We start from the raw sequence: 25639 nt of genomic DNA on the forward strand, positions 1-25639 counted from the left end.
GGCTTCCGCTACGACTCCAGCGGGGTCAACGACCAGGTATGGCCGGAGAAGAAGCAGGGCCTGTGGGACCTGTCGATGCAGTTGGTGCCCTTCCCCCCACGCTCCAGGCGCTGACGTCCTGGATCGCGACGCGGTACATGCCGCCGGTCTCCGGGATGCCGAGGCTGCCCTGCAGGATGCGGGCGAGATGGAAGTGCAGATGTGTGGGCGCCTCACCGCGATCGGGTCGGCTTCCCCGCGGGCCGCGGGTGAAGACGTCGGAGAAGGGGCCGAGGCGGTCCGAGTCCTTGAGGACCTCCGCCACCCGCTCCCGCCATACGGCCTCGGGAGCCAGCCGACCGGTGATGACGGCACCGTCGACGACCACGGTCAGCGACATCTGATTGCTCCGCTCGGACTCCACAGCGGCGGAGATGGCGACGAGCAGCTCATCAGGTTTCGACATGGCAGCAGAGCTTATTCGGCCGACGGGCCCCGGAGCGCCGGCGGGGCGGTGAGCGGCGACGCGGACGGAAGCGGGCGGCCGCCGGACGGCGGCACGGACCGGCCCGCCGGCCCTTCGCCGCGCATGACGGCGTGCAGGGGGGCCGTGCCGCAGGCAGCAGGGTTTCGGCTCCGCCGGAAGAGTGAAATCTACCTTTGTCACAGTAGATTTCCGGGGCTGGCGTGGGTACGCTGCACCTCGTAGACACGGTCGAAGAGACCCGCCGGACACGAACCGGCGGGTGACTGGACAGAAGTACGCAGGCGGCTCCCGAGCCTCGAAGCCACGGTGTTTCGCAAGGGTGACGGGACTGGGAGCCGCACCGGGCGGCTCGCGCGTCGAGGAGCTGCCGACAGCAGTACCGCAACAGCAGAGGTCGGTAGAGAGAACGGAGGAGCAGACGCCATCAGGATCGCCCGGCCCGAGAAGCACTCGGTCCGGGTACCGCAAGACCCCGGAAGGGATGGTGGTCCCCGGTCAAGCAGCTGCGATCCCCCGCTCCGCCCTGCCGGGCCGGGTAGCGGGAACAGAAGGTCGGCAGAGCAGTACGGCCGACAGATGGTGTTGAATTTCCTTCGGGGCCCTGGTGCCGTACGGCGCCAGGGCCCCTGGACGCGTTGCACAGCGAGGTGACATGACAGCGGACAGCCCTCTCAGTGATCGTCTGGATGACGACGACTACCCCGCATACACGATGGGCCGGGCAGCCGAGATGCTCGGCACCACCCCGGGATTCCTCCGAGCCATCGGTGAGGCCCGTCTGATCACTCCGCTGCGCTCGGAGGGAGGACATCGCCGGTACTCCCGCTACCAGCTGCGGATCGCCGCTCGCGCCCGGGAGCTCGTCGACCGGGGGACCCCGATCGAGGCCGCCTGCCGCATCGTCATCCTCGAGGACCAGCTGGAGGAGGCCCAGCGCATCAACGCCGAGTACCGCCGTGCCGCGAGCGAGGCCGCGGGCGGCACGGGCGCCGGCTCCGGCTGAGCCCGCGGCGCGGATACGGTCCGCGACGCGGGCGGGCACCGAACCAGAGCGCGGTCCGCACAGCCGGTCCGGTGCGTTGCGCGCCGCGTGCCTACCAGCGGTCACCGCATTCGGAGCCGATGTCGGTGAACTGCGCGCCCGGGCTGCCCTCGCCGTTCAGCAGGTTGCCGCCCAGACCGTTGAGGACACCCACCTCACCCAGGATGTCGATGTTCAGGTCGTGGGACGTGCACCCGCCGCCGTGCCGGCCGTGCCCGGACTGGGCGGTGGCCGAACCGGCGCCCGCGAGGCCGACGCCACCGATGACCGCGACCACGACAGCGGCCTTGCGAAGCTTGCGCATAACTCCTCCTTGAGCCGAATGAAGCGCACACGTCGAAGATCAACTGAGTGCTCATTCCGGAGGCTAGATCGACCTGACCCCCGCCGCTCCCCGGGCGAGCCATCCGGGGGCTCCCCGCGGAGCGCGGTCACGGCCGGCCGGCGGTGAGGATGCCGGGGTGCCCGCGGCCGGGACCGCCGGGCCGGGTGTCCTCCCGGCGGCCGAGGACGGCGAGGCGGCCCCCCGTGCCGCCCTGTGCCCTACCGGCGGCCGAGGACGCGGTACTCCCAGCCCGCCGCGCGCCACTGGGCGGGGTCGAGGGCGTGGCGTCCGTCGACGATGCGCCGGTGGGTGACGACGGCGCCCATGGCCGCCGGGTCGATCTGCCGGAACTCGTTCCACTCGGTGAGCAGGACGACGACGTCGGCGCCGGCGGCGGCCGACAGGGCGTCCGTGCCGTAGTGCAGCTCCGGATGGCTGCGGCGGGCGTTGTCCGTGGCGGCCGGGTCGACGACGGTGACATGCGCGCCGAGCCGGTGCAGGGTGTTCGCCACGTCGAGGGCCGGGGCGTCGCGGATGTCGTCCGAGTCGGGTTTGAAGGCCGCGCCGAGGGCGGTCACCCGGACCCCGCCGAGGCCGCCGCCGGCCAGCTCGCGGACCAGGTCCACCGTGCGGGCGCGGCGGCGCTTGTTGATGCCGTCCACCTCGCGCAGGAACGCGACGGCCTGGCCGACCCCGAGTTCCTCGGCCCGGTGCGCGAAGGCCCTGATGTCCTTGGGCAGGCAGCCGCCACCGAACCCGAGACCGGGCCTGAGGAAGCGGCCGCCGATCCGGTCGTCGTACGCCAGCGCCTCGGCGAGGCCGGTGACGTCGCCGCCGGTGGCCTCGCAGACCTCGGCCATGGCGTTGATGTACGAGATCTTCGTGGCCAGGAAGGAGTTGGCGGCGACCTTGACCAGTTCCGCCGTGGTCAGGTCGGTGACGACCACCGGGGTGTCCCGGGCGATGACCGGGCCGAAGGCGGCGCGCAGCCGCTCCTCGGCCCAGGCGGAGGCGGTTCCGAAGACCAGCCGGTCCGGGCGCAGGGTGTCGTCCACGGCGTAGCCCTCGCGCAGGAACTCCGGGTTCCAGGCCAGCTCCACCCGGTCGCCGGCCGGCGCGATCCGCTGCACCAGTCCGGTCAGCCGGGCCGCGGTCCCCACCGGCACGGTGGACTTGCCGACCACCAGGCTGCGCCGGCGCAGGTGCCGGGCGAGTTCGGTGACCGCGGCGTCCACGTATTGCAGGTCGGCGGCGTCCGAGCCCTGCTGCTGGGGCGTGCCCACGCAGATGAAGTGGACGTCGCCGAACTCCCCGGCCTCCGCGAAGCTCGTGGTGAAGCGCAGCCGGCCCGAGTCGAGGGCCTTGGCCAGCAGTTCGGGGAGGCCGGGCTCGAAGAAGGGGACCTCGCCGCCGCCGAGCCGCTCGATCTTGGCGCGGTCCACGTCCACGCCCAGCACGTCGAAGCCGAGGACGGCCATGCAGATGGCGTGGGTGGCGCCGAGGTAGCCGGTGCCGATGACGGTGAGCCGGGGAGCGGTCCCGTCGCCGCCGGGGTGCGCGCCGGCGGCGCCTTCCGGGAGGGTGATGGCTGCCATGAACATCTCCAAGGGTGTTTCGGTGGTGAACGGTCTCGGGAGCCCGCACGGGAGCCACGGGCCGCAGTGCCGCGGGCGTCCGCGGCCGCGGGCCGAGCCCGCGCGTGCGTCCCGGGCTGCGCTGGCTGTGCCAGGTAGCGGCGGGGCGTCGGGTGGCCTGCTGCGCGCCGGGGGAGGACGGGTCGTGCGGGGCCGACCGGCGCGCCGGGGGAGGACGGGCCGTGCGGGGCCTACCGGCGCGCCGGTCCCCGCGTTCCGGGCGCTCGGGTGCCTCCCGCAGGCGTGCTCGGGCGTGGCGGGGCGCCGCGGCGGCCCGCCGTGCCGGCGGGCCCCGCGTGGCGGAGGGAGGGAGAAAGCGGGCGGTCAGGCGGTGCAGTCGGTGTTGGCGAGGCCCTTCGCCGCGCCGGTGACCTTGTTGTCGCAGGTCACCTTGTTGCCGTCGACGGGGGTGAGGTGGAAGCCGTAGCCGGGGCCGTCGACGTGGGCGATGTTGCCCCGGAAGGTGTTGTCCCGGCCCCAGCCGTCGAGGATCTCGTGCGTCTGGAACCCGTCCTCGCTGGTGTGGCGGCCGGTGTTCGAGGAGATCGTCCAGCCGTTGCCCTTCACGTCGACCCAGGAGTCGTTGTGCGACCCGGACAGGTCCGATCCGTCGAAGGTGTTGCGGGTGACGACGCCTCCGGTGGTGCCTTCCTTGATGTCGACCGCCTCGGCCGTGGTGGCGCTGATGTGGTTGCCGGCCACCACGTTGCGGTCGCTGCTGTCCGGCTCGCACCGGGTGACCGTGCACCAGTTGGACCTGGCGGAGCCGACGTACACGCCCTCCCCGAACTTCGGTCGGCGCAGCCCGGTGTCGCGGACGGTGTTGTCGCGCACGACGTTGTCCGAGCTGAAGGCACGCAGGTGGATGGCCTCGTCGCCGATGTGCTCCACCGTCAGCCCCTGGACGACGGCGTGCCGGACCCGGTCGGCCATCACGCCCTTCTGGGCGTTGCGCACGGTGAAGCCGACCAGCCGCCAGTGGTCCGCGCCGTCGAGGTGGACGGCGTAACCGCCCTTCGCGCCGCCGGCGTCGATCACCGCGCCGGGGCCGCCGCAGACCCAGATGGGCTTGCCGGCGGTGCCCGGCGTCCTCGCGGTGAACCTGCCCTCGTAACGGCCGTCGGCGAGGTGGATGACATCACCGGGCTCGGCGGCGGCGAGGGCGTCCTTCAGCGCGGTGGCGTCCCCGGCCTCGACGGTGGCCGCGGGGCAGGTGACCGCGTCGGCGGACGCCGGGGCGGAGCCGACGGGGCGCGGGGCGGTCGCGGTCCCGGTGGGGGCCGGATGCGTGGCGAACGCGGACGGCCCGCCGCCGGCGCCGCCGCGGGAGGCCGGCGGCGCGCTGGCCGGACCGGCCCCCGGGCGCGCGGAGTCGCCGTCGCCGCCGGTGGCCAGGACCACGACGAGGGTCGCGATCGCCACCGCGAGGGCTGCTCCCGCCAGCCACACCGCACGGCTCGCGGCGTTCACTCGGACATCACCGGGACCCGCGGCCGGCCGGTCGGCGGGACTTCGCGCACGGTGTGCCGGGGCAGGGGCGCCTTGTCCAGGTAGGGGTGGACGCCGGGCCCGGCGTGCCTGCCGCGTCCGCGCCGTCCCCGGACCGCGGAGAACAGGATGAGCAGCAGGATGCCCGTCCACAGGAGGGTCATCGGGCTGGCGTAGTGGCGGAGCTTCACCCAGAAGGAGCTGGTGTCGTACCAGGCGAAGGTCTGGTTCTCCCTGACGGAGACGGAACCGTGGGCGCGGGAGGTGTCGACGGCGCTGGGGCCGACTCCGGCGATGACGTTGTACGAGACCGTGGAGCCGTCGATGCCGCCGACCAGGGACACGCCGTGGTTGCCGGCCTCCTCGACGGTGTTGCCCCGCACCTCGGCGACCGAGTCGCGGACGTAGACGGCGGTGTCGGCCTTCTCGACGATGTTGCCGGTGACCTTGGCGCCGGTGACGCCGTCGCGCACCGAGACGCCCTGCCGCGACTGGCCCACCAGGCGGTTGCCGGTGACGGCGACCTTCTCGGCCTCCTTGCGGGCCACGATGCCCATGTCGCCGCCGATCACCGTGTTGTCCTGCACGCCGACGTCGGTGCCGCCGACGACCTCGATGCCGTAGTGGCCGTTGTCCTCGGCGAGGCTGCTGGAGACCGAGTTGGAGCCGTAGCTGCCGACGGACTGGCCGGAGGCGGAGGGGCCGTGGGCGAGCGGCTGGCCGCTGATCGTGTAGCCGTTGCCGCCGTTGTCCAGCGCCTTGGAACCGGTCACACGGACCTGCTGGGTGGCGCGCGCCATCACGAAGCCGTCGCCGCCGTTCTCCCGCGAGGTGGTCCGCTCGACGACGGCGTTCGTGACGAAGCGGTGCAGCACGAGGCCGTCCTGCCGGCTCCTCTCGATGGTGGTGGACTCGACGGTGACCCCGGTGGCGCCGGAGGCGAACAGCCCGTACACGTTGCCGGACACGGTGGAGTGGCTGATGTCGGCCGACACGTAGGACAGCTGGGGCGTGCCGAACCGGCTGTCGGGGGTGGTCAGCCTGCCCGAGGGGCCGGTCAGCACCCCGCTGCTGCTGAGCCGGCCGTCCTCGCCGGTGGGAGCGTCCGGGCCGCTGAGGCTGCCGGTGTTGGGCCGGTCGGTCCCGGTGAGGCTGAGCCCGCCGGTGCGGCCGCTCCAGAAGCCCAGGTCGGAGATGTCGGCGTAACTCATGGAGAACTGGCCGCCGATGGCGCGGATGTAGGCGCGCCCGTCCCGGACGTCGGTGTCCGGCTTGTTCTTCCGGGGGTCCCAACTGCTGACCTTGACGTGTGCCTGCTCGGCGCCGTCGATCACGATCCGGCCGCCGAAGGAGACGATGGACACGAAGCCCTGGCGGTTGCTGGCCATGTGCAGGTTCAGCCCGCCGGGGTTGGACAGCCGCAGCTTGGCCCCGGAGTTGAGGTAGATGTTCTCGGTCAGCAGGTACGACCCGTCCGCCTTGCGCACGAAGGTCTGCGGCGCGAGCTGCAGGAGGTCGGCGACGGAGTACGGCCGGCTCCGCCGGGTGAGCACCAGGGTGTAGCCGCCGGTGGTCTCGGTCCGGTACGGCCTGGTGTACCGCGGGTCCTTCAGCGGGGCGACCGCGGCCACCGCGCGGACCTGGTCGAGCCGGTGGTCCTCGGCGGCGACCAGGGCCGCCTGGGTCTCGGACTCCTCGGCGGTGAACCGCTGTCCGGCCGGGTCGTCGGGGCCGGCCGCCGAGACGGCGGCGGCCGGGGCGAGCAGCAGTGCGGCGGCCACGGGCAGGGCCGCGGCGGCACGCAGGGCCGGACGGACGCCCCGTGCGCGGGCGCCTGCGCCCGGGCGGGTCGGGCGGGTCGAGCGGTCCGGGCGGTCCGGGCGGGTCGGATGCGGAGGGGTCGGCTGGGTCGGGTGCGGGCGGGCCGCGTCGTCGAGGCGCTTCGGGTGGGTCATGACGGGAGTGCCTCCATACCGGACGTGGCGGGGACCGGCGTCGTGCCGCCGAGCGAGGCGGAGTCCTGGCCCTCGCCGCCGATGGTGCCGCTGCCGCGGGTGAGCCAGCCCTGCTTGTTCATGGTGACGAAGGCGTACAGCTTGATCGGCAGCGAGATCATGACGACCACGAGCGCGAGCAGCGGCAGCAGGAGCACTTCCTGCGGGTGCCTGCGCAGGTGCGAGTAGCCCCGCACGCCACGGCCGACGAGCAGCCAGATCAGCGCCAGCGCGACACCGCGCCCGGTCGGTTCCAGGCGGCTGAGGAGGAGGTAGCCGATGGCCATGCCCATCGTGACGGGGGTGAGCAGGATCTGCAGCACGGTGATCTTGGTGACCAGCGGGACCCGCCACAGCCAGCCCTTGTACAGGGCGGTCAGGTAGCAGCGGTAGGAGTTGCGGCTCCAGCGGACGCGCTGCTTGACGAAGGCGCGGAAGGAGGAGGGGAACATCGACAGCGCCCGGGCGGACGACTGGTGCACCGTCTTGTAGCCGGAGGCCAGCACCAGCCAGGTCAGCCGGCCGTCGTCGCCCGCGACGCACCGGCGGCCCAGGAAGAACTCGTCCTCGAGGTTGCCCAGCACGGGGACGACCGCCGCCCGCCGGTAGGCCGCGGTACGGCCGGAGAGGCACGCCACGGCGCCGGCCCGGCCCATCGCCGGGACGTAGTCGTGGTAGCGGAGGTTGACCAGCCAGTCGGCGACGCGCCGCCAGACGCTGGAACGGCGCCGGTAGACGTTCTGCTGGGTGCCGACGCCGCCGACCGCGGGGTCGGCGAACGGCATCTGCACCGCGTCGAGCAGCCCGGCCTCCCAGCGGGTGTCGGAGTCGGCCAGGACGACCAGTTCGCCGGCCGCCGCCCGGATGCCCACGCCCAGCGCCGAGCGCTTGCCGCGGTGCTCGAACGCCAGCACCCGCACCCGGGGGTCGGTCACCTGCGCCAGGCGGCGCAGCACCTCGTGGTCCTCCACGTCCGGGACGATGATCACCTCGGTGGGGTCCTGCGCCAGCCAGGTCCGCAGGCAGTCCAGGAGGATGTCCGGGTCCTCCCGGTAGGCGGGCACCACGACCGAGGTGGTGGTGCGGTAGTCGTTCACCACGGGCCTGGCGAACCGGGAGAGCACCGCCCGGTAGAGCCACAGTCCCCATACGAAGGCGCCGGCGATGCCCAGGGGCATCACGTCACGCCAGGATGTCTCGCCGACGGCTTGCACCAGCCACGACCAGACCACGTCGAAGAAGCTCGTCATTCAGGCAGTCCCCACCCCAGAAGTGATCAGCGATTACCGCGGACACCGCACGCGACGTCCGGCGTGAAGGAACACGGGGCGTCGCGCACGCTTCCTTCACACGAGTGACGCAAGGGCCGCTCACACGGCGGCCGCGTACGGCGGGACCGCGCGGCATCGGCGGCCCTGGGGGCGGCGCGCCGACCCGGCCCGGTACCGCGCGGGCATGCGGACGAGCCCGCGGTCGAACCCGTGGCTGAGCACACGCATGTGCATGGTGATCCCTCCCCTTGTTCCGGCGCGCGGGCGGACCCGGCCCGGAAAACGGCGCCCCTGAAGTGCGGTCGCCCGCCTGCGAGGCGGGCGACCGCGGCGTCGGGTACTGCGTGGATCTCGGCGCGGGGATGCCGTGCACCGGCCCCCTTCGCGTCCCGGCGGAGACCCCCCCTGGGTCACCGCTCGGTCACCGACCCGCCCGGACCCCCTGCCCGAACCTGTGCGGGACGCACGCGACGATCTTCACAATCCCCCCTCATTCGAGGACCCTCAGGATTGGGCACGGAGTGGGAGCCGAGGGGCGTCTTTACCCCTTCGATACCTTTGCCTCCTCCATACGGAAGAAAGCGGACTCAATACGACCTTCTTCGATCACTTACTGACCTCTGAGGGGGCCGGCGCCTCGGCCTGCGGGGTCGTCCGGCGACGTCCTCCGGCCGGTCGCGGGAGCACGCGGCGACGCCGGGCGGGTGCGAGCAGCGGGTGGGCGACGCCCCAGGCCGCGCCCTTGCAGATGAGTTCCTTGTAGGCGGCGGCGATCCGTCCCGTCAGGGCCGCCGGGACGGCGCGGTCGTCCGCGGTGACGTACTGGATCAGGCCGTCCCTGCGGCCCAGGGAGATGCACTGGTTGAAGTAGCGCAGCGGCACCTTCGGCAGCTTCCCGCCGGTCAGGCGTGCCGCGATGGCGTCGGCGGCCTGCCATGCGGTGGGGACGCCGGAGGCGCACGACATCCGCAGCGGCTTGCCGCCCGCCCCCGTCGCACTGGCGGCGTCGCCGATGGCGTACACGTCCGGGTGCGACACCGAGCGCATGGTCCCGTCGACGACGATCCGGCCGGCGTCGGTGACCTCCAGGGTGGTGGCCCTCGCGATCGGGTGGACGGCGAAACCGGTGGTCCACACGGTGACGGCGGCCGGGACGGCCGTGCCGTCGGCGACGGTCACGCGGTCGGCCTCGACGGCGGTGACGGCGGTGTGCTCGTACACGGTGACGCCGAGCCGGGCGAAGACCTTCCGCAGGTGCCGGACGCCCTTGTCGGACAGCCGGTCGCCGAGGCCGCCGCGGGCGACGAGGGCGACGTCGAGGTCCGGACGCGACTCGGCGATCTCGGTCGCGGCCTCCAGGCCGGTGAGGCCGCCGCCGACCACGACCACGGGCTGTCCGGCGTCCAGCCGGGCCAGGCGCTCGCGCAGCCGCAGCGCTCCGGAACGGCCGGCGATCTCGTGGGCGTGCTCGGCGGCGCCGGGAACGCCCTGGTCGTCCCAGGCGCTGCCGAGGGCGTACACGAGGGTGTCGTAACCGAGTTCCTCGGCGCCGTCGGCGTCGACGACGGTCACCGTCCTGCGCTCGGCGTCGACGCCGGTGACCTCCGCGATCCTCAGTGCGACGCCGGTGCCCGCGAACATCCGGTCCAGCGGCCGGGGTTCGAGGCGCTCGCCGGCCGCGAGCTGGTGCAGACGGATGCGTTCCACGAAGTCGGGCTCGGCGTTGACGAGGGTGATGGCGACGTCTTCGGGACGCAGCCGCCTGGCGAGGCGCCCGGCGGCGATGGCTCCGGTGTATCCGGCTCCGAGGACGATGATGCGGTGCTGCATGTGCCTGCTCCTGTCTTTCGCGGATTCGCCACCTGAACCGGACGGCCCGCCGTTTCCTGACAGGAACGGGATGTGAAGCACCTCACACCCCGTTCGGGGCCGGGCGGGCCGGACGCCGGACCTCCGAGGAGGCGGAAGCCGGACCTCAGAAGAGGTGGAGCAGGGGCGTGCCGTGGTCCGCGGCCGCCCATCGGCGGGTGGCGCGTGCGAGCTTGTCCGGGTTGGCCTGGCTGCGGACCGCGGCGATGCCCCCGGCGGTGACCTCCAGGCACATGACGCCGACGATCCTGCCGTCGACCACGGCCACGACGGCGGGTTCGCCGTTCGCGGTCGTGGCGTGGATCTCGGGCGAACCGCCGACCAGGGCGCGCTTGGCCTTCCCGGGCTTGAACAGGCCCCGCATGAAGGACGCGACCGCGCGGGCGCCCTCGAACGCCTTGGTGCGGGCCGGGACCTTCCCGCCGCCGTCGCCGACCGCGACGGCGTCCTGGGTGAGCAGCCGGACGAGCGGCTCGGTCCGCCCGCTGGTGGCGGCCGCGAGGAACTCGTCGACGATCCGCCGGGCCGCTGCCTCGTCGACCACGGCGCGGGCCTTGCCGTCCGCGACGTGCTTCTTGGCGCGGTGGAAGAGCTGCTGGCTGGCGGCCTCGGTGAGGTCGAGGATCTCGGCGATCTCCCGGTGCGGGTAGTCGAAGGCCTCCCGCAGCACGTACACCGCCCGCTCATTGGGGGAGAGGCGTTCCAGCAGGGTGAGCACGGCGTACGACACCGACTCGCGCTGCTCGGCGGTGTCGGCCGGGCCGAGCATCGGGTCCCCGGCGAGCAGCGGCTCGGGCAGCCATTGGCCCACGTAGGTCTCGCGCCGTGCGCGGGCCGAGGTGAGCTGGTTGAGGCACAGGTTGGTGAGCACCTTCGTCAGCCAGGCCTCGGGCACCTCGATGCGGTCGGCGTCGGCGGCCTGCCAGCGCAGGTACGTCTCCTGCACGGCGTCCTCGGCCTCGCTCGCGGAACCGAGGAGGCGGTAGGCGATGGCCTCCAGGCGGCGCCTGGAGCCCTCGAACCGGTCCGCGTCGTTCATGGTCGGGGCCATGCCCGGATCCTAGGCCCTGCCGTCCCCGTTGCGCCCGGTGCGGTGTGGTCCCGCGCGCAGGAGCGGGGCCCGCCGGGCGCGCGGCCGCCGGACCCTGCCACGGGCGGGCCCGGCGGCGGTCAGCCGCGGGGCCGGACGCCGAGGTCGGCGAGCAGGCCGCGGACGCGGGCCTCGATCTCGTCGCGGATGGGGCGTACGGCGTCGACGCCCTGCCCTGCGGGGTCGTCCAGCTCCCAGTCCAGGTAGGTCGTGCCGGGGAAGACCGGGCAGGCGTCGCCGCAGCCCATGGTGATCACGACGTCCGACGCCTGCACGGCCTCGGCGGTCAGCCGCTTGGGCGTCTCGGCGGTCAGGTCGACGCCGACCTCGCGCATCGCCTCGACGACGGCCGGGTTGACCGTGTCGGCGGGGGCGGAGCCCGCCGAGCGGACCTCCACCGCGTCCCCGGCGAGGCGGGCCAGGAACGCGGCGGCCATCTGGGAGCGCCCCGCGTTGTGGACGCAGACGAAGAGGACGGAGGGGCGCGCGGTGGCGGCGGTGCTCATGACGGTGTCTTCCAGGGTGTCGTTCGAAGAGGCCGGCGCAGGCCGGCGCAGGGCGGGACCGGCGAGCTCCGGCCGGTGGAGGCCGGCCGGAAGGGGCGCCGGGCGGTACGGGCGGGGGCGCCCGGGGTCCGTGCGGGCGCGGCCCGCGGTGACCGCCGGCCGCGGACGGCGCCCGAAGGAGGCGGTCACACGAGGGCGTCCGCGGCCGTCGGCGTCCTCAGGAACCCGGCGAGCCGGTCGAGAGCCCCCGGCAGGACCCGGTAGTAGACCCACGTGCCGCGGCGCTCGCCGTCGATGAGGCCGGCCTGGCGCAGCAGCTTGAGGTGGTGGGAGATCGTCGGCTGGGACAGGTCGAAGGCAGGCGTCATCTCGCACACGCACACCTCTCCGCCCTCGCGCGAGGCGATCAGCGACAGCAGCCGGAGCCGCACCGGGTCGCCCAGGGCCTTGAAGACCTTGGCCAGCTCCGCCGCCCGCTCGTCGTCCAGCGCCGCCGTGGACAGCGCCGGGCAGCAGGCGGCGTCCTGACCGGCCGCCTCGGTCGTTCGCTTCGACATGCCTCTATGTTGACGAACTTCGATACAGGGCGCAATCTTGCATCGATGAACGTCAATACAAGCTGCGGGGTGCCACCACCCCCGACTCACCCGGGAGCGACGCCATGAGCGATCAGCCCGACGAACTGCGGGAGACCGTCCGCCGGCGGTACGCGGCGGCGGCGAGGAAGGTCAGCGAGGGCGGCGCCGCCTGCTGCGGCCCGCGGCCGGTCGAGACCGGCGGGGACTTCGGCCCGGCGCTCTACGGCGCCGACGAGCGGGCCGCGCTGCCCGCCGAAGCGGTCGCCGCCTCCCTCGGCTGCGGCAACCCCGTCGCCGTCGCCGGACTGCGCGAGGGCGAACGCGTGCTGGACCTCGGCTGCGGCGGCGGCATCGACGTGCTGCTGTCCGCCCGCCGCGTCGGCCCCACCGGGCAGGTGTACGGCCTGGACATGACCGAGGAGATGCTCGCGCTGGCCCGGGCCGGCGCGGAACGGGCCGGCGCGACGAACGTGGAGTTCCTCCGGGGCGCCGTCGAGGCCGTCCCGCTGCCCGCGGACACCGTCGACGTGGTGATCTCCAACTGCGTGATCAACCTGTCCGTGGACAAGCGGGCGGTCTTCGCCGAGGCCTTCCGGGTGCTGCGGCCGGGCGGGCGGATCGGGGTGTCGGACGTCGTCGCCGACGACGCCCTGACCGCCGGGCAGCGCGCCGAGCGCGGTGACCACGCCGGCTGCCTCGCCGGCGCCCTGTCCTTCGCCGAGTACCGGCGGGGCCTGGAGGCCGCCGGCTTCGCCGAGGTCCGGATCACCCCGACGCATCCCGTCGCCGACGGCATGCACTCCGCCGTCGTGCGCGCGGTCAAGCCCGCCGGCTGCGACGGCCCGGGGGCGGCCGCGGACGCCTGCTGCGGCGTCACCGCCTGCTGCACGGCGGACGAGCGGGCCGTCGCCCCCTCGACCACGGTCGCCGAGGCGACGGCCGCCTCCGGCTGCGGCTGCCGGCGCTGACCGGGTCGTCCCGCGGGCGGCCCGGGGCCGTCCGCCCCGCGCCTCCCAGGTGCGGGGCGCGGACGCGCGGGGCACGGAGATGCGGCACGGACGCGCGGGGCACGGACGCGCCGGGCACGGACGCGAGGGCCACGGATACGCGGACGCGCCGGGCACGGACGCGCGGGGCACGGACGCGCCGGGCACGGACGCGAGGGCCACGGATACGCGGACGCGCCGGGCACGGACGCGAGGGGCACGGATACGCGGACGCGCCGGGCACGGAGATGCGGCACGGACGCGAGGGCCACGGACGCGCGGGCCACGGACGCGCGGGGCACGGATGTGCGGTGGCGGGGGGGCAGGGATGTGCGGCACGGACGCGCGGGGCACGGATGCGCGGACGCGCCGGGCACGGACGCGAGGGGCACGGAGATGCGGCACGGACGCGAGGGCCACGGACGCGCGGGGCACGGATGTGCGGGGCACGGAGATGCGGCACGGACGCGAGGGCCACGGACGCGCGGGGCACGGATGTGCGGGGCACGGATGTGCGGGCCACGTATGTGCGGTGGCGGGAGGCCGTCGCCCGGTGCATCGTCGTGGCAACCGGGCGGCCGGGATTCCCGCACGGGACCATGGGGCATCCGGAGTTCCTGTGGCCCCCTAGGGGTGCGACCCGGCGGCGGAGCGGTGCGCGAGGGAAGGGCGGCGTGGTGGAGGGCGTGGGACCCGGCGGCGAACACGAGCGGCGGCTGCCGACGGCGGAGCCGGAGCTGTGGCAGCGGGTGGTCGCGCAGTTGGGCACGGCCGTGACCGTGCTGGACGCCGCGGGACGGATCGTCGCCGTCAATCCGGCCGCCGAACGGCTGCTGGGCCGCACGGCCGCGGTGATGCGCGGGGAGGACCTCCACGACCTGTGCCACCGGGACCCGGGCGGCGCCCGTGTCGCGCGGGAGCGCTGCCCGCTGCTGCGGGCGCTGGCCGAGGGACGCCCGGCCCACGGCGACGACGACCGGTGCCTGCGCGGTGACGGACGGCTCGTCCCCGTCTCCTGGTCGGCGTCCCCCCTGGCGGACGACGACGGGACGTGGGGCATGGCGGTGCTGATCGCCGAGACCTCGGCGGACCGCGCCGCCCGGCGGGAACTGGCCGAGCGTGCGGGTAGCGCCGGCCGCCCAGACCCGGAACAGACGGACCAGGCGGAGCGCGCAGCCCGCACGAGCGCCCTGGAGAGTCTCACCGAGCGGCTGACTCTCGTCGCCGAGATCACCGACGTGCTCGGCCAGACCCTGGAGGTGGACGAGGCGCTCGCCCGGCTGGGCCGGCTCCTGGTGCCCCGGCTCGCCGACTGGGCGGCCGTGGACCTCCTGGTCGGCGCCCGTCAGGTGCACCGGGTGGCGGTGACGGGGCCCGAGGGCCGGGCCGCCGCGCAGGAGGACTGGCGGGGCCATCTCCCGCCGGCGACCGAGCCGGCCCACTCCCCGCTGGTCCACGTCCTGAACGGCGGCGACCCCGTCCTGCAGGAGCGGGCGGACCGGGACGCACCGCCCGGCTCCCCCCTGGCCGCCGTCCACAGCGCCTTCCTCCGGGCCATCGGCGCGGCGTCGGTCATCACGGTGCCGCTGGGCGCCAGACGGCAGGCCACGGGCGCCCTGACGCTGGTGCGCACCGACCCGGCACGCCCCTTCGACGCGGGTGACCTGGAGGTGGTGAGCGACATCGGCCGCCGGGTCGGCCTGGTCATCGACAACGCCCGCCGGTTCGGCCGGCAGCGGGCCGTCGCCGAGGCCATGCAGCGCAACCTCCTGCCCCCGCTCCCCCGGCACGGCCGGATCCAGCTGGCCGCCCGCTACCAGCCCGCCCCGGCCGGCTCGCAGGTCGGCGGCGACTGGTACGACGCGTTCGCCCTCCGGGACGGCGCGCTCGCCCTGGTGATCGGCGACGTCGTGGGCCACGATCTGACCGCCGCGGCCGGCATGGCGCAGCTGCACGGCATCCTGCGCTCCCTCGCCTGGGACCACACCGGGCCGACCGGCGCGGTCGTGGACCGCCTCGACGACGCCATGCCGGCCATCACCACCGTGCCGATGGCCACCCTCGTGCTCGCCCGGCTGGAAGGCCCGGACGACGGTCCCTGGACGCTGCGCTGGACCAGCGCCGGGCACCCGCCGCCCCTGCTGCTGACCCCCGACGGGAACGCGCAGTACCTGGAGGCCGGGCAGGCACTGCTCCTCGGAGCCCGCCTGGGCGCCTCCGCCCACCGGCCGACGGCCTCCCGGGCCCTGCCGCCGGGGTCCACGCTGCTGTTCTACACCGACGGACTGATCGAGGTTCCCGGCAGCGACCTGGACGCGGGGTTCGGCCGTCTGCGCCGCCATGCCCTCGCCCTCGCCCACGAACCGCTGGACACCCTGTGCGACCAGTTGTCGGTCCGGATGCCGCCCGGCAGCACCGACGACATCGCCCTCCTCGCCGTACGCCTGCCCGAGCGGTGACCGGGCCCGGCGGACGTCCGTGCCGTGCCCGGCGTTCATGTCCCCGGTGCCAGCACCAAAAGGCGGTACGGGCCGGACGGCCAGGCCGGAAGGACACCGTCCGCGGCGCTGCGCCACCCCCAGGACCGCAGCGCCCGGACCGTGGCGTCGTCCCGCGGATCCACCAGCGTCACGCCGAGCGCACCGCCGTGGTCGGCGAGCAGCCGCCGTTGCAGGCGCCGGGCGAGGTTCCAGGGACGCCCCTGGTACTCCTGGCGCACGCGGGGCGGGACGACGATCCCGGAGACGACGAACAGCCGCCGGGCGGCGGCCCGTGCGGGCGTCCTCCCCGCAGGACGGCCGTCGAGGCGCTCCCCCCACGGCCCGGCCCCGACGGCGGGATAGCCGTAGGCGCATCCGGTCAGCGCGGTGGTCTCCGCGATCAGCAGGGAGAACCCCGGGCGGCGCGCGTCGGCCGCGAGTCGCCGCAGGAAAGCGGGGCGGGCCCGGTTCCACGCCCGGGGGCCGCCGCCGGAGGTCTCCGCGTACAGGTCGCCCAGCTCCCGCAGGCGGTCCTCCACCTGACCGCGCGTCAGCGGGCGGATGCGTTCGCCCACGTGCGGCGACGACCCCCGCTCCCGCTTCGGCCGCGGGCCCGGCCCGCCCGGCGCGGGCCGCGGCGCAGGGAGGTCCGGGGTCGGCGGGAGGGAGGCGTACGCGGTCATCGGGCGGACCCTGCCCCGGGCCACGGTCCAGGACCGGCCCGGCGTCGTGGAACGCCGAGGGCGGCGCCGGTGTCGGGCCCGGCGCACGGCATGCCCTCGGTGTCTCCACGGTACTCCCGGCCGCGCCACGCGGCGGGCGCCGGGACACCGGACCCCGTGCCCCACGCCGGGCCGCCTCCCGCTCTCCCCGGGGGGCACGCCGGACCGACGACGCGCTCCGCCCGCAGGCCACGCCCCGCCGGGGAAGCGGTCCGCGCGAGGCCGCGCGGTGCGGGCCGGCGTCCGGCCGGGCGAGGCCCCGCGGCAGCGACCGGCAGCAGTGCACGCCGGCGGGCAGCGGCACCGGCACCGGCACCGGCACGCACGGCCTTCCCGGCCGGCCCGCCCGGCATACCCTTCACGGGGAGCCGCCGTGGTGGCGCGCACCGCCGCCCGCACCGTTCGCCCGGCGGGCCGGGCGGCGACCGCACCGCGATCCCCGCCGCCGCGCTCCCGTACGCCTACCAGGAGGTCCGTATGGACAACGAGCCCTTGCCCGCCGCGGGACACGCCGAGGTCCGCATCGTCGCCGCGACACCGGAGGTCGCCCGGCGCGTCGCCGAAGTCCTGCGCCGCTGCTTCGCCTCGGGCGAGCAGCGCAGCTACCCCGCCACCCGCGAAGGAGGGACGCGGCTCCACCTCACCCTCGACACCGCGCACGCCGCTGAGCCCGCACGGTCCTGGCTCGCGGCCAGCGCGCCGACGGACCACGACCAGACGCACGCCGACGAGGTGTGACGCCGACGAGGTGCGAGCGGGCGAGGTGCGAGCGGACGCCCCGCGTCGGGACGCCCCGCGGAGCCCGGTGCGCGTCCGGACGTGTCGGGGGGTGACGTGTCCTGCGTCCCACCGGTGCGCTCCGTGCCCGGGCGGAAATCTGTCACGGCGAGACCACATCCGGCGACCGCGCCGGCGCCGGTGCTTCCGCCGGTCGCCGGGGTTCACGGCCCCGCCCGGGACCCGGGCGGGGGAGCGCGCCGACGGCTCGACGAGCGGAGCGCGGCGCGAATATCTCATCTCGCCAGCACAGATAATCCCGCTCCGGCGGGACGAGAATCACCGGGTGATCCCTAAATCACATGCCGCGTCCAGCCGACCTGTGTTAGCGTGATAGCAGTTGCAGTTTTGGTTGCCAGAGATTTTTTCTTTGCAGAGCTTTCCGGATCTTTCCGGAGGGGTGATCATCGCGGCGACTCGGACTTCGCAAAGTGCGGAGCCCGGCACTGCCCCCCAAGGGAGATTCAATATGGCATCTGGCACCGTGAAGTGGTTCAACGCGGAAAAGGGCTTCGGCTTCATCGAGCAGGACGGCGGCGGCGCCGACGTTTTCGCCCACTACTCGAACATCGCCACCAGCGGCTTCCGCGAGCTTCAGGAAGGCCAGAAGGTTACCTTCGACGTCACGCAGGGCCAGAAGGGCCCGCAGGCCGAGAACATCGTTCCCGCCTGACGCTGACGCATCATGTGGCTGGGGCCCGCACTCTAGGGGTGCGGGCCTCAGCCCGTTTTCGCCGCTCTCCCCGCGTGCCCCGCTTTCCCGGACCGCCGACGGTCCCGGCTTCGACGGCGAGAGGTCCGGCTTCTTCGTATTCACTTCGGCTCATTCTTGTGAATCCTCGTGCGGCCGTCCGCCGCTGGCGGAATTCCTCGATACGCCGCATCGAGGAAGGTCCCCCATGAACCGCTCCCGCCGCACCGGCGGCAGTTCCGGCCGCTTCCGCGCGGACCGGAGCTCCGCCCGCTCGACGGGTGCCGCCCGCGGCAGCCGCACACCGGAGACCGGCCGGCAGGCCGCCCGTCCGGGCGCCGGGCGCGCGAGCGGCCAGGCGGCGCGCTCCGCCCCGCGCCGGCAGGAGTTCGCCCTGCCGGTCACCCTCACCGAGCCGCTGCCCGCGGTCGAGTCGTTCGCCGAACTGGACATGCCCGCGCGTCTGCTCGCCGCGCTCGGCGCCGAGGGCGTCACCGTGCCCTTCCCGATCCAGGCGGCCACGCTGCCGAACGCGCTGGCCGGCCGGGACGTCCTGGGCCGCGGCCGCACCGGCTCGGGCAAGACGCTCGCCTTCGGCCTGCCCCTGCTGGCCCGACTGGACGGGCGCCGGGCCCAGCCCCGCCAGCCGCTCGCCCTCGTCCTCGTCCCCACCCGGGAACTGGCCCAGCAGGTCACCGACGCGCTCACCCCCTACGCCCGCGCCCTGCGGCTGCGCCTCGCCACCGTGGTGGGCGGCATGGGGATCGGCCGCCAGGCCACCGCGCTGCGCGGCGGCGCCGAGGTCGTGGTCGCGACGCCCGGCCGCCTCAAGGACCTCATCGAACGGGGGGACTGCCGGCTGGACCAGGTCGCCCTCACCGTCCTCGACGAAGCCGACCAGATGGCCGACATGGGCTTCATGCCGCAGGTCACCGCGCTGCTCGACCAGATCCCCGCCGAGGGGCAGCGGCTGCTGTTCTCCGCCACCCTGGACCGCAACATCGACCTGCTGGTGCGCCGGTACCTGACCGACCCCGTGGTCCACTCCGTCGACCCGTCCGCGGGGGCCGTGACCACCATGGAGCACCACCTCCTGCACGTGCACGACGCCGACAAGCACGCCACCGCCACCGAGATCGCCGCCCGCGACGGACGCGTGATCATGTTCCTGGACACCAAGCACGCGGCGGACCGGCTGGCCAAACACCTGCTGTCGGTCGGCGTGCGCGCCTCGGCCCTGCACGGCGGCAAGTCCCAGCCGCAGCGCAACCGGACGCTGGCGCAGTTCAAGGACGGCCACGTCACCGTCCTGGTGGCCACCAACGTCGCCGCCCGCGGCATCCACGTCGAGGGCCTCGACCTCGTCGTGAACGTGGACCCGCCCGGCGACCACAAGGACTACCTGCACCGCGGCGGCCGCACCGCCCGCGCCGGCGAGTCCGGCACCGTCGTCACCCTCGTCCTGCCGCACCAGCGCCGCGCGGTGGACCGGCTGATGGCCGACGCCGGCATCACCCCGCGCACCGCCCGGGTCCGCCCCGGCGAGGCGGAACTGCAGCGCGTCACCGGCGCCCGCACCCCGTCCGGCGTGCCCGTCGTCCTGGCCCCGCCGGCCGCCGAGCGACGCGAGGGCAAGGAGACCGGCCGCAGCCGCAGGGGCCGGACCGCCGGCCGCGGCGGGAGCGGCCGGTCCAACGCCCGGCCCCGCCGGTCCGCCCCACGGAACGACGCCTGACCCGGACCGGGGGCAACCCCCGGCGGCCCGGTACGAGCCCGTGCCCCTCCCGCCCGCCCGACGACGAGGAGAAGCCCTTGACGCACCGTGCGCACCGCCCGCGAGCCGAGCACACCGACGGCACCGCCCTGACCGCCCGCGACGCCATGCACGCCCCGGGACCCCAGGTCGACGACCACATGGCGGTCGACGTGGCGCTCTCCGTGCTCATCGGCGCCCGCGTCCCGCACCTGCTGCTGCGCGACGAGGACGGGCGGTGCACGGGCCTGGTCACCCGGGCGCAGCTCGCCGCGCACCGCGGCGGCTCGTGGTACAGCGACCGGACCCGGCTGCGGGACATCCCGCTCGACCGCGGGCCGTTCACCCCGTCCCGCGCCGAACTCGGTGACGCCGAGGCCGCCATGCGGGGGAGGACCCTGGACGCGTCCCCCGTGATCGACGAGCACGGCTACGCCCTGGGCGTCCTCGCCCTCACCTGCTGACCGCCGCCCGGCCGCCGCGGCGGCCGTCCCCTCGACTCTCCGTCCCCAGTGTTCCCCCCTCAACTCAGCGGAGGCATTCATGCGCTGTGTCATCGCCCGTTTCCCCTTCGACCTGATCAAGAGCGAGGTCGAGCAGTCGATGAACGGCATCACGCCCGAACCCGTCACCGGCGTGTCCGTGACCATCGGCGGTCACGTCTACCCCGTGATGCAGGTCGGGGAAGTGATCACCCGGCAGAGCCGCCGGGACTTCACCTCCGGCGAGATGCGCCGGGCGCTGACCCGGCTCGGCTTCACCTGCCACGACCCGCGCCCGGCCGCACCGGCCGGGGACACCCGGGCCGAAGGGGGCGTGCTCGGCTGGTGACGGCGTGCACGCGCGACGGCAGCTGATACGCCGCCCCGCGTGTGGGACGCCGGGGGATGTGGCACCCGGCCTGTGAGCGGGTCCGACAGCAAGCCGCGTCCCCGCGCGCGAACGGTTCGGCCAACAGCCGCGAGCCGCACGAGGCCGGCCCGGCCCTCTCCGCCCGGTTGTCGCCGCAGGCTGCCCGGCGACAACCGGTGGGCCCCGCGCTGCTGCGCTCCCCGGGCCGCGCCGTGCGGCCGCGGACCGGCCGGAGGGCGCACGCCCCGCACGGTCCGGTGACCGTGGGCCGGGCGTGGCAGGCGCGGACACCGCCGCGGCCGAGCAGGTCAGGCCGTCGTCCCGCGCCCGTGCCGTCGTACGGCGGCGGTCACGGCGCGGACGACGGCGGCCACCGCGGCGCTCGCGGCGAGGCTCCCCAGCGCGACCATCCCGACGCCGACCGCGAAGAGGCCGCTGGAGTCGTCCGACCAGTCGGCGAAGGCGGCCGCGGTCAGGCCGGCCGTGGTGCCGAGCACCGCACCGGCCGGGTGGCGCCGGGCCGCCGCCCAGCACACCGGCACCAGCAGGGTCAGCACCAGCCCGGCGACCTGCCACGCCTCGTACGGGCCGGTCGCCGAGCCGTCGGGACGCACGTCGTATTGATCGTCCCCGCCGAGCCAGGCGGCCCACGCGGCCGAGGCCGCCGCGGCGGTCACCAGGAAGGGCACGAGCAGGCGGGCGGATGTCCGTTGTCCTCGGCTCATGGGCCCACCCTCGCGGCTCGCAAGGCCACCGCCCAGAGCGCATGTACTCGCCCCGTCTGAGTACTCCGGCCCGGGCAGGACCGGGCCCGCCCCCGCTGCTCCATCCGTGTGCATCCGTCATCCGAACGGCCGTACCTCGGCCGCTCGGGGTCCCGGGCCCGGGCCCGCACGGTGAGGATGGCGGGTGACCGGCGCCAGGGCGTGGGCGGACGGCGGACATCGGGAGACGGACGACTGGTGAGCATCCTCAACGAACCCCAGGGTGGTTCCGCGGCAGCCGAGGACTCGTACGAGAACGAGCTGCCGCTGCGGCGCAAGCAGCCCGGCAACGTGGTGGTGAAGTGGCTGACGACCACGGACCACAAGACGATCGGCACGCTGTATCTGACGACGTCGTTCCTGTTCTTCCTGTTCGGCGGCCTCATGGCGCTGGTCATGCGGGCCGAGCTGGCCCGGCCGGGCCTGCAGATCACGTCGAACGAGCAGTACAACCAGTTGCTCACCATGCACGGCACCGTGATGCTGCTGATGTTCGCGACGCCGCTGTTCGCCGGCTTCACCAACTGGATCATGCCGCTGCAGATCGGCGCGCCCGACGTCGCCTTCCCGCGGCTGAACATGTTCGCCTACTGGCTGTACCTGTTCGGCTCGCTCATCGCGGTCGGCGGCTTCCTGACCCCGCAGGGCAGCGCGGACTTCGGCTGGTTCGCGTACACCCCGCTGTCGGACGCGGTCCGCACCCCCGGGATCGGCGCCGACCTGTGGATCATGGGTCTGGCGTTCTCCGGTTTCGGCACCATCCTGGGCGCGGTCAACTTCATCACCACGATCATCTGCATGCGCGCCCCCGGCATGACCATGTTCCGCCTGCCGATCTTCACCTGGAACGTGCTGCTGACCGGTGTGCTGGTGCTGCTGGCCTTCCCGGTGCTGGCCGCGGCGCTGTTCGCCCTGGAGGCGGACCGCAAGTTCGGCGCGCACGTCTTCGACGCGGCCAACGGCGGCCCGATCCTGTGGCAGCACCTGTTCTGGTTCTTCGGCCATCCCGAGGTGTACATCATCGCGCTGCCGTTCTTCGGCATCGTCACCGAGGTCATCCCGGTCTTCTCCCGCAAGCCCGTCTTCGGCTACATGGGACTGGTCGCCGCGACCATCGCGATCGCCGGCCTCTCCGCGACCGTGTGGGCGCACCACATGTTCGTCACCGGCGCCGCGCTGCTGCCGTTCTTCTCCTTCATGACCTTCCTGATCGCGGTGCCGACCGGTGTGAAGTTCTTCAACTGGATCGGCACCATGTGGAAGGGCTCGGTCTCCTTCGAGACGCCGATGCTCTGGGTGACCGGCTTCCTCGTCACGTTCCTCTTCGGCGGCCTCACGGGCATCATCCTGGCTTCGCCGCCGATGGACTTCCACGTCTCCGACACCTACTTCGTGGTGGCCCACTTCCACTACGTGGTGTTCGGCACGGTCGTCTTCGCGATGTTCGCGGGCTTCCACTTCTGGTGGCCGAAGTTCACCGGCAAACTGCTGGACGAGCGCCTCGGCAAGATCACCTTCTGGACCCTGTTCACCGGCTTCCACGGCACCTTCCTGATCCAGCACTGGCTCGGCGCGGGCGGGATGCCGCGCCGGTACGCCGACTACCTGGCGGCCGACGGCTTCACCGCCCTGAACACGGTGTCCACCATCAGCTCCTTTCTGCTCGGCGCGTCGATGCTGCCGTTCCTCTACAACGTCTGGAAGACCGCCAGGTACGGCGAGCCGGTCGGCGTGGACGACCCGTGGGGCTACGGCCGCTCCCTGGAGTGGGCGACCTCCTGCCCGCCGCCCCGGCACAACTACCTCACCCTGCCGCGCATCCGCAGCGAGTCCCCCGCGTTCGACCTGCACCACCCCGACATCGCGATGCGGGAGCACGAGGCGGGCGCCCGTCCGGGCACGACCGGGAGAGAACGGGTGTGAGCGGCCCGCCGAAACAGGGGGCCGGGCACGGGAGCGACCTCGGCAACGAGGTGGAGGGGTACCTGCTGTGGCAGGCGAGGATCGCGGAGGCGCAGGAGCGGGCCCGGGAGTTCACCGCCCGTCTGGAGTGGCTGACCACGGCGCAGCGTGAGGAGATCGAGCGGCGGTACGTCGCCGACGGCCTGCGCCGGGCCCGCGCCGATCTGGAACGCGTCGCGGCCCGGTGCGTGTCGCTGCGGGCCGAGTACGAGCAGCGCTACCGGGAACTGCGGCGGCGCTGCGTGGGCGTGACGCTCGCCGTCTGCGCCTGCCTGACCACGCTGGTCGCACTGCTGCTGTCGCTGCTGCTCTGACGAGGGGCGCCCCGGCCCGAGAAGCGCGTGGGCGCAGGCCGTGCCGGGAGGTGCGCCGGGGAGCCGTTGGGCCGTCCGGGTCATCGGCGCGATGCCGCCGTTACGGCACGGGCGGCACGGGTACTCGGCCGGCCGCCCCATCCGGTGCCAGCCGAGGAGACCCCCATGGGCTTCAACCCCCTCGAACACCGAGGCATCCCCCTCGACCGACAGCTGCGCAACTGGCGCGAGCTGAACGTGGAACCGATCGATCCCGACCGCGGCGACCCCTACACCCGCTGTCGTGTGATCACGATGAACGGCATCGAGGTCGAGGCGATCCTCTTCAGTCACCACTTCGCCCGCACGTGCGCCGACATGGACGTCAAACGCCAGCTGGCGGAGGTCCGCTACATCGAGGCGCAGCAGCAGAAGGCCGTCAACTGGCTGCTGCCCGGCCTCGCCTCGGTGCTCGAGACGACCATCGCCTACGAGCAGGTCGCCGTCGACCTGACCGGCTGGGTCGCCCGCCACGAGCCCGACCCGTACCTGCGGCAGGCGTACGAGTTCGGCGTCCTGGAGGACTTCGACCACCTCTACCGGTACGCCAACCTCTACGAGATGATCGAGCACCGCAAGGCGGAGGCGATCGTCGACCAGCTCACCGAGGTCATGCCGGGCCGCCCCACCAAGTACCACCACCGCCACCCGGCCGACAACGTGCGCGAGCCCTACGACCGCACGACCACCAACCCGCTGTCCAAGCTGCACGCGCTGACGATCATGTCGGCCGAGCAGCAGACCATGAACTTCTACATGAACGTGGGCCCCACCTACATGGAGCCGATCGCCCGCCAGCTCTACCAGGAGATCGGGCTGATCGAGGAGGAGCACGTCACCCACTACGAGTCGCTGGTCGACCCGGGCGAGACGTGGTGGGAGCGGCTCGTCAACCACGAGTACAACGAGTGCTACCTCTACCACTCCTTCATGGAGCAGGAGTCCGACCCGAAGGTGAAGGCCGTCTGGGAGCTCCACCTCAACATGGAGCTGGAGCACCTGCGGATCGCCTGCGACCTGATGCGCCGTCACGACGGCCGCGATCCGCAGGAGATCCTGGCCCCGGAGCTGCCGAACGTGCTCACCTTCGAGGAGAACAAGCAGTTCGTGCGGAACCTGCTGGACACCCAGATCGACCTGACCACGCTGGGCGCGGGCTACGTCCGCGACGCGCACGAACGGTTCGAGAAGCTGCAGGAGCAGATCCACGGCGGTGAGGAGCCGCCCAGCGAGCGGGTCATGGCCCAGCACCGGGAGATGCTCGGCGGCGAGTACCGCATCGAGACCGAGGGCCCGCACCCCGACAGCGCGCTCCGGGAGAGGGGCTGACATGGCCGGTATCGCAGCGTCCGACGCCGACGTCGTCGCCCTGCTCATGCGCCAGCACGGCGACATCCGCAACCTCTTCGACGAGGTCGAGAAGTCCGAGGGGGACGAGCGGCGCGACGCCTTCCGCCGCCTGGTCCGGCTGCTGGCCGTGCACGAGACGGCCGAGGAGGAGGTCGTCCACCCCTTCACGCGCCACTCCGTCCCGGACGGCGAGAAGGTGGTCGAGGAGCGCCTGCAGGAGGAACGGGAGGCCAAGGAGCTGCTGTCCCGCATGGACGGCATGGACACCGACGACCCCAAGTTCCTGACCGAGCTGCGCACCCTGCGGCTGGACGTCATGGCCCACGCCCGCGCCGAGGAACGGTACGAGTTCAACCACATCCGCCGCCATGCCGACAAGGAGCGTCTGGCGTCCATGGCGTCCGCGGTGCGGGCGGCGGAGGCGATGGCCCCGACCCATCCGCATCCCGGCACGGAGTCGGCGGCGAAGAACCTCACCCTCGGCCCGCTCGCCGCCGTGGTCGACCGCACGCGGGACGCCGTCCGCAAGGCCATGGGCAAGGACGGCTGACGACGGGCCGCGGCCGGCACCGGCCGCACACGCCGGCGGGGGGGGGCGGCCCCCGGGGGGGGGCCGCCCCCCCCCCCCCGGGGGCGGGGAGCGGCGCGGGCGGCCGCCCCGGGCCCCCCGGGCCGCCCCCGCGGGG

The 25639-nt window shown here is 73.9% G+C and carries 24 protein-coding genes; 12 read left to right on the forward strand and 12 right to left on the reverse strand.

Annotated features, from left to right (window positions below; translation table 11 throughout):
• Nucleotides 1-25 precede the first annotated feature (25 nt).
• Complete coding sequence (locus tag ABZ261_RS28450; protein WP_356864050.1) at nucleotides 26-445, reverse strand: hypothetical protein; 420 nt, start codon at nucleotides 443-445, stop codon at nucleotides 26-28.
• Between the two features lie 673 nt (nucleotides 446-1118).
• Here ABZ261_RS28450 and ABZ261_RS28455 point away from each other — a divergent pair.
• Nucleotides 1119-1469, forward strand: coding sequence for a MerR family transcriptional regulator (locus ABZ261_RS28455; protein ID WP_356864051.1), 351 nt, complete (start codon nucleotides 1119-1121; stop codon nucleotides 1467-1469).
• 91 nt (nucleotides 1470-1560) lie between these two features.
• Here ABZ261_RS28455 and ABZ261_RS28460 read toward each other — a convergent pair whose 3' ends face one another.
• The 9 genes from ABZ261_RS28460 to ABZ261_RS28500 form a co-directional block, all read right to left on the reverse strand.
• The gene (locus ABZ261_RS28460; RefSeq protein ID WP_356864053.1) at nucleotides 1561-1812 is read right to left on the reverse strand and encodes a hypothetical protein; all 252 of its coding nucleotides are present in this window, start codon (nucleotides 1810-1812) and stop codon (nucleotides 1561-1563) included.
• Between the two features lie 239 nt (nucleotides 1813-2051).
• Nucleotides 2052-3428 (reverse strand): UDP-glucose/GDP-mannose dehydrogenase family protein, encoded by a 1377-nt coding sequence (locus ABZ261_RS28465; RefSeq protein WP_356864055.1) that lies wholly within the window; start codon nucleotides 3426-3428, stop codon nucleotides 2052-2054.
• Between the two features lie 363 nt (nucleotides 3429-3791).
• Nucleotides 3792-4937, reverse strand: coding sequence for a hypothetical protein (locus ABZ261_RS28470; RefSeq protein WP_356864057.1), 1146 nt, complete (start codon nucleotides 4935-4937; stop codon nucleotides 3792-3794).
• On the reverse strand, nucleotides 4934-6910 hold the full coding sequence (locus tag ABZ261_RS28475; RefSeq protein ID WP_356864059.1) for a right-handed parallel beta-helix repeat-containing protein: 1977 nt from the start codon (nucleotides 6908-6910) through the stop codon (nucleotides 4934-4936). Before ABZ261_RS28475 ends, ABZ261_RS28470 begins: the two co-directional genes overlap by 4 nt.
• On the reverse strand, nucleotides 6907-8199 hold the full coding sequence (locus ABZ261_RS28480) for a glycosyltransferase (protein WP_356864060.1): 1293 nt from the start codon (nucleotides 8197-8199) through the stop codon (nucleotides 6907-6909). The genes ABZ261_RS28475 and ABZ261_RS28480 overlap by 4 nt, the downstream gene beginning before the upstream one ends.
• Nucleotides 8200-8826: 627 nt before the next feature.
• Nucleotides 8827-10050 (reverse strand): FAD-dependent oxidoreductase, encoded by a 1224-nt coding sequence (locus tag ABZ261_RS28485; RefSeq protein ID WP_356864062.1) that lies wholly within the window; start codon nucleotides 10048-10050, stop codon nucleotides 8827-8829.
• A gap of 145 nt (nucleotides 10051-10195) precedes the next feature.
• Nucleotides 10196-11140 carry an RNA polymerase sigma-70 factor gene (locus tag ABZ261_RS28490; protein WP_356864064.1) on the reverse strand — a complete coding sequence of 315 codons (945 nt, stop codon included), beginning with the start codon at nucleotides 11138-11140 and terminating at the stop codon, nucleotides 10196-10198.
• Nucleotides 11141-11259: 119 nt separating this feature from the next.
• Nucleotides 11260-11685: an arsenate reductase ArsC gene (locus ABZ261_RS28495; protein WP_356864066.1), complete on the reverse strand. Its 426-nt coding sequence runs from the start codon at nucleotides 11683-11685 to the stop codon at nucleotides 11260-11262.
• A 185-nt stretch (nucleotides 11686-11870) separates the two neighbouring features.
• Nucleotides 11871-12242 carry a metalloregulator ArsR/SmtB family transcription factor gene (locus ABZ261_RS28500; protein ID WP_356864068.1) on the reverse strand — a complete coding sequence of 124 codons (372 nt, stop codon included), beginning with the start codon at nucleotides 12240-12242 and terminating at the stop codon, nucleotides 11871-11873.
• Between the two features lie 104 nt (nucleotides 12243-12346).
• Between ABZ261_RS28500 and arsM the strand changes: the two genes are divergently transcribed.
• Together arsM and ABZ261_RS28510 are read left to right on the forward strand one after the other, a co-directional pair.
• Nucleotides 12347-13231, forward strand: a complete 885-nt coding sequence (gene arsM / locus ABZ261_RS28505) for an arsenite methyltransferase (protein ID WP_356864070.1) — start codon at nucleotides 12347-12349, stop codon at nucleotides 13229-13231.
• A gap of 692 nt (nucleotides 13232-13923) precedes the next feature.
• Complete coding sequence (locus ABZ261_RS28510; protein WP_356864072.1) at nucleotides 13924-15708, forward strand: SpoIIE family protein phosphatase; 1785 nt, start codon at nucleotides 13924-13926, stop codon at nucleotides 15706-15708.
• Nucleotides 15709-15743: 35 nt separating this feature from the next.
• On the opposite strand, the gene ABZ261_RS28515 is transcribed toward ABZ261_RS28510, so the two are convergent.
• Nucleotides 15744-16304, reverse strand: coding sequence for a hypothetical protein (locus tag ABZ261_RS28515; protein WP_356864074.1), 561 nt, complete (start codon nucleotides 16302-16304; stop codon nucleotides 15744-15746).
• A gap of 624 nt (nucleotides 16305-16928) precedes the next feature.
• On the opposite strand from ABZ261_RS28515, the gene ABZ261_RS28520 reads away from it, so the two are divergent.
• The 5 genes from ABZ261_RS28520 to ABZ261_RS28540 all read left to right on the forward strand — a co-directional run bounded on the left by ABZ261_RS28520 (nucleotide 16929) and on the right by ABZ261_RS28540 (nucleotide 20503).
• The gene (locus ABZ261_RS28520) at nucleotides 16929-17189 is read left to right on the forward strand and encodes a hypothetical protein (protein ID WP_356864076.1); all 261 of its coding nucleotides are present in this window, start codon (nucleotides 16929-16931) and stop codon (nucleotides 17187-17189) included.
• 508 nt (nucleotides 17190-17697) lie between these two features.
• Nucleotides 17698-17901 (forward strand): cold-shock protein, encoded by a 204-nt coding sequence (locus ABZ261_RS28525; protein ID WP_007383480.1) that lies wholly within the window; start codon nucleotides 17698-17700, stop codon nucleotides 17899-17901.
• Nucleotides 17902-18127: 226 nt separating this feature from the next.
• Nucleotides 18128-19654, forward strand: coding sequence for a DEAD/DEAH box helicase (locus ABZ261_RS28530; protein ID WP_356864078.1), 1527 nt, complete (start codon nucleotides 18128-18130; stop codon nucleotides 19652-19654).
• A gap of 146 nt (nucleotides 19655-19800) precedes the next feature.
• Nucleotides 19801-20136, forward strand: coding sequence for a hypothetical protein (locus ABZ261_RS28535; RefSeq protein ID WP_356864091.1), 336 nt, complete (start codon nucleotides 19801-19803; stop codon nucleotides 20134-20136).
• A 79-nt stretch (nucleotides 20137-20215) separates the two neighbouring features.
• The gene (locus ABZ261_RS28540) at nucleotides 20216-20503 is read left to right on the forward strand and encodes an SCO5918 family protein (protein WP_356864080.1); all 288 of its coding nucleotides are present in this window, start codon (nucleotides 20216-20218) and stop codon (nucleotides 20501-20503) included.
• Between the two features lie 329 nt (nucleotides 20504-20832).
• Here the strand turns inward: ABZ261_RS28540 and ABZ261_RS28545 are convergent, their stop codons facing one another.
• Nucleotides 20833-21249 (reverse strand): hypothetical protein, encoded by a 417-nt coding sequence (locus tag ABZ261_RS28545; protein ID WP_356864082.1) that lies wholly within the window; start codon nucleotides 21247-21249, stop codon nucleotides 20833-20835.
• Between the two features lie 237 nt (nucleotides 21250-21486).
• Between ABZ261_RS28545 and ctaD the strand changes: the two genes are divergently transcribed.
• From ctaD to ABZ261_RS28565, 4 genes are all read left to right on the forward strand, one after another.
• On the forward strand, nucleotides 21487-23211 hold the full coding sequence (gene ctaD / locus ABZ261_RS28550; protein WP_356864084.1) for a cytochrome c oxidase subunit I: 1725 nt from the start codon (nucleotides 21487-21489) through the stop codon (nucleotides 23209-23211).
• Nucleotides 23208-23564, forward strand: coding sequence for a cytochrome C oxidase subunit I (locus ABZ261_RS28555; protein WP_356864086.1), 357 nt, complete (start codon nucleotides 23208-23210; stop codon nucleotides 23562-23564). Before ctaD ends, ABZ261_RS28555 begins: the two co-directional genes overlap by 4 nt.
• A 165-nt stretch (nucleotides 23565-23729) precedes the next feature.
• Nucleotides 23730-24932 (forward strand): hypothetical protein, encoded by a 1203-nt coding sequence (locus ABZ261_RS28560; protein WP_356864087.1) that lies wholly within the window; start codon nucleotides 23730-23732, stop codon nucleotides 24930-24932.
• 1 nt (nucleotide 24933) lies between these two features.
• Nucleotides 24934-25503: a hemerythrin domain-containing protein gene (locus ABZ261_RS28565; RefSeq protein ID WP_356864089.1), complete on the forward strand. Its 570-nt coding sequence runs from the start codon at nucleotides 24934-24936 to the stop codon at nucleotides 25501-25503.
• The last annotated feature ends 136 nt before the right edge of the window (nucleotides 25504-25639 follow it).

It is taken from the genome of Streptomyces sp. NPDC006193, assembly GCF_040613915.1.
Taxonomy (GTDB): domain Bacteria; phylum Actinomycetota; class Actinomycetes; order Streptomycetales; family Streptomycetaceae; genus Streptomyces.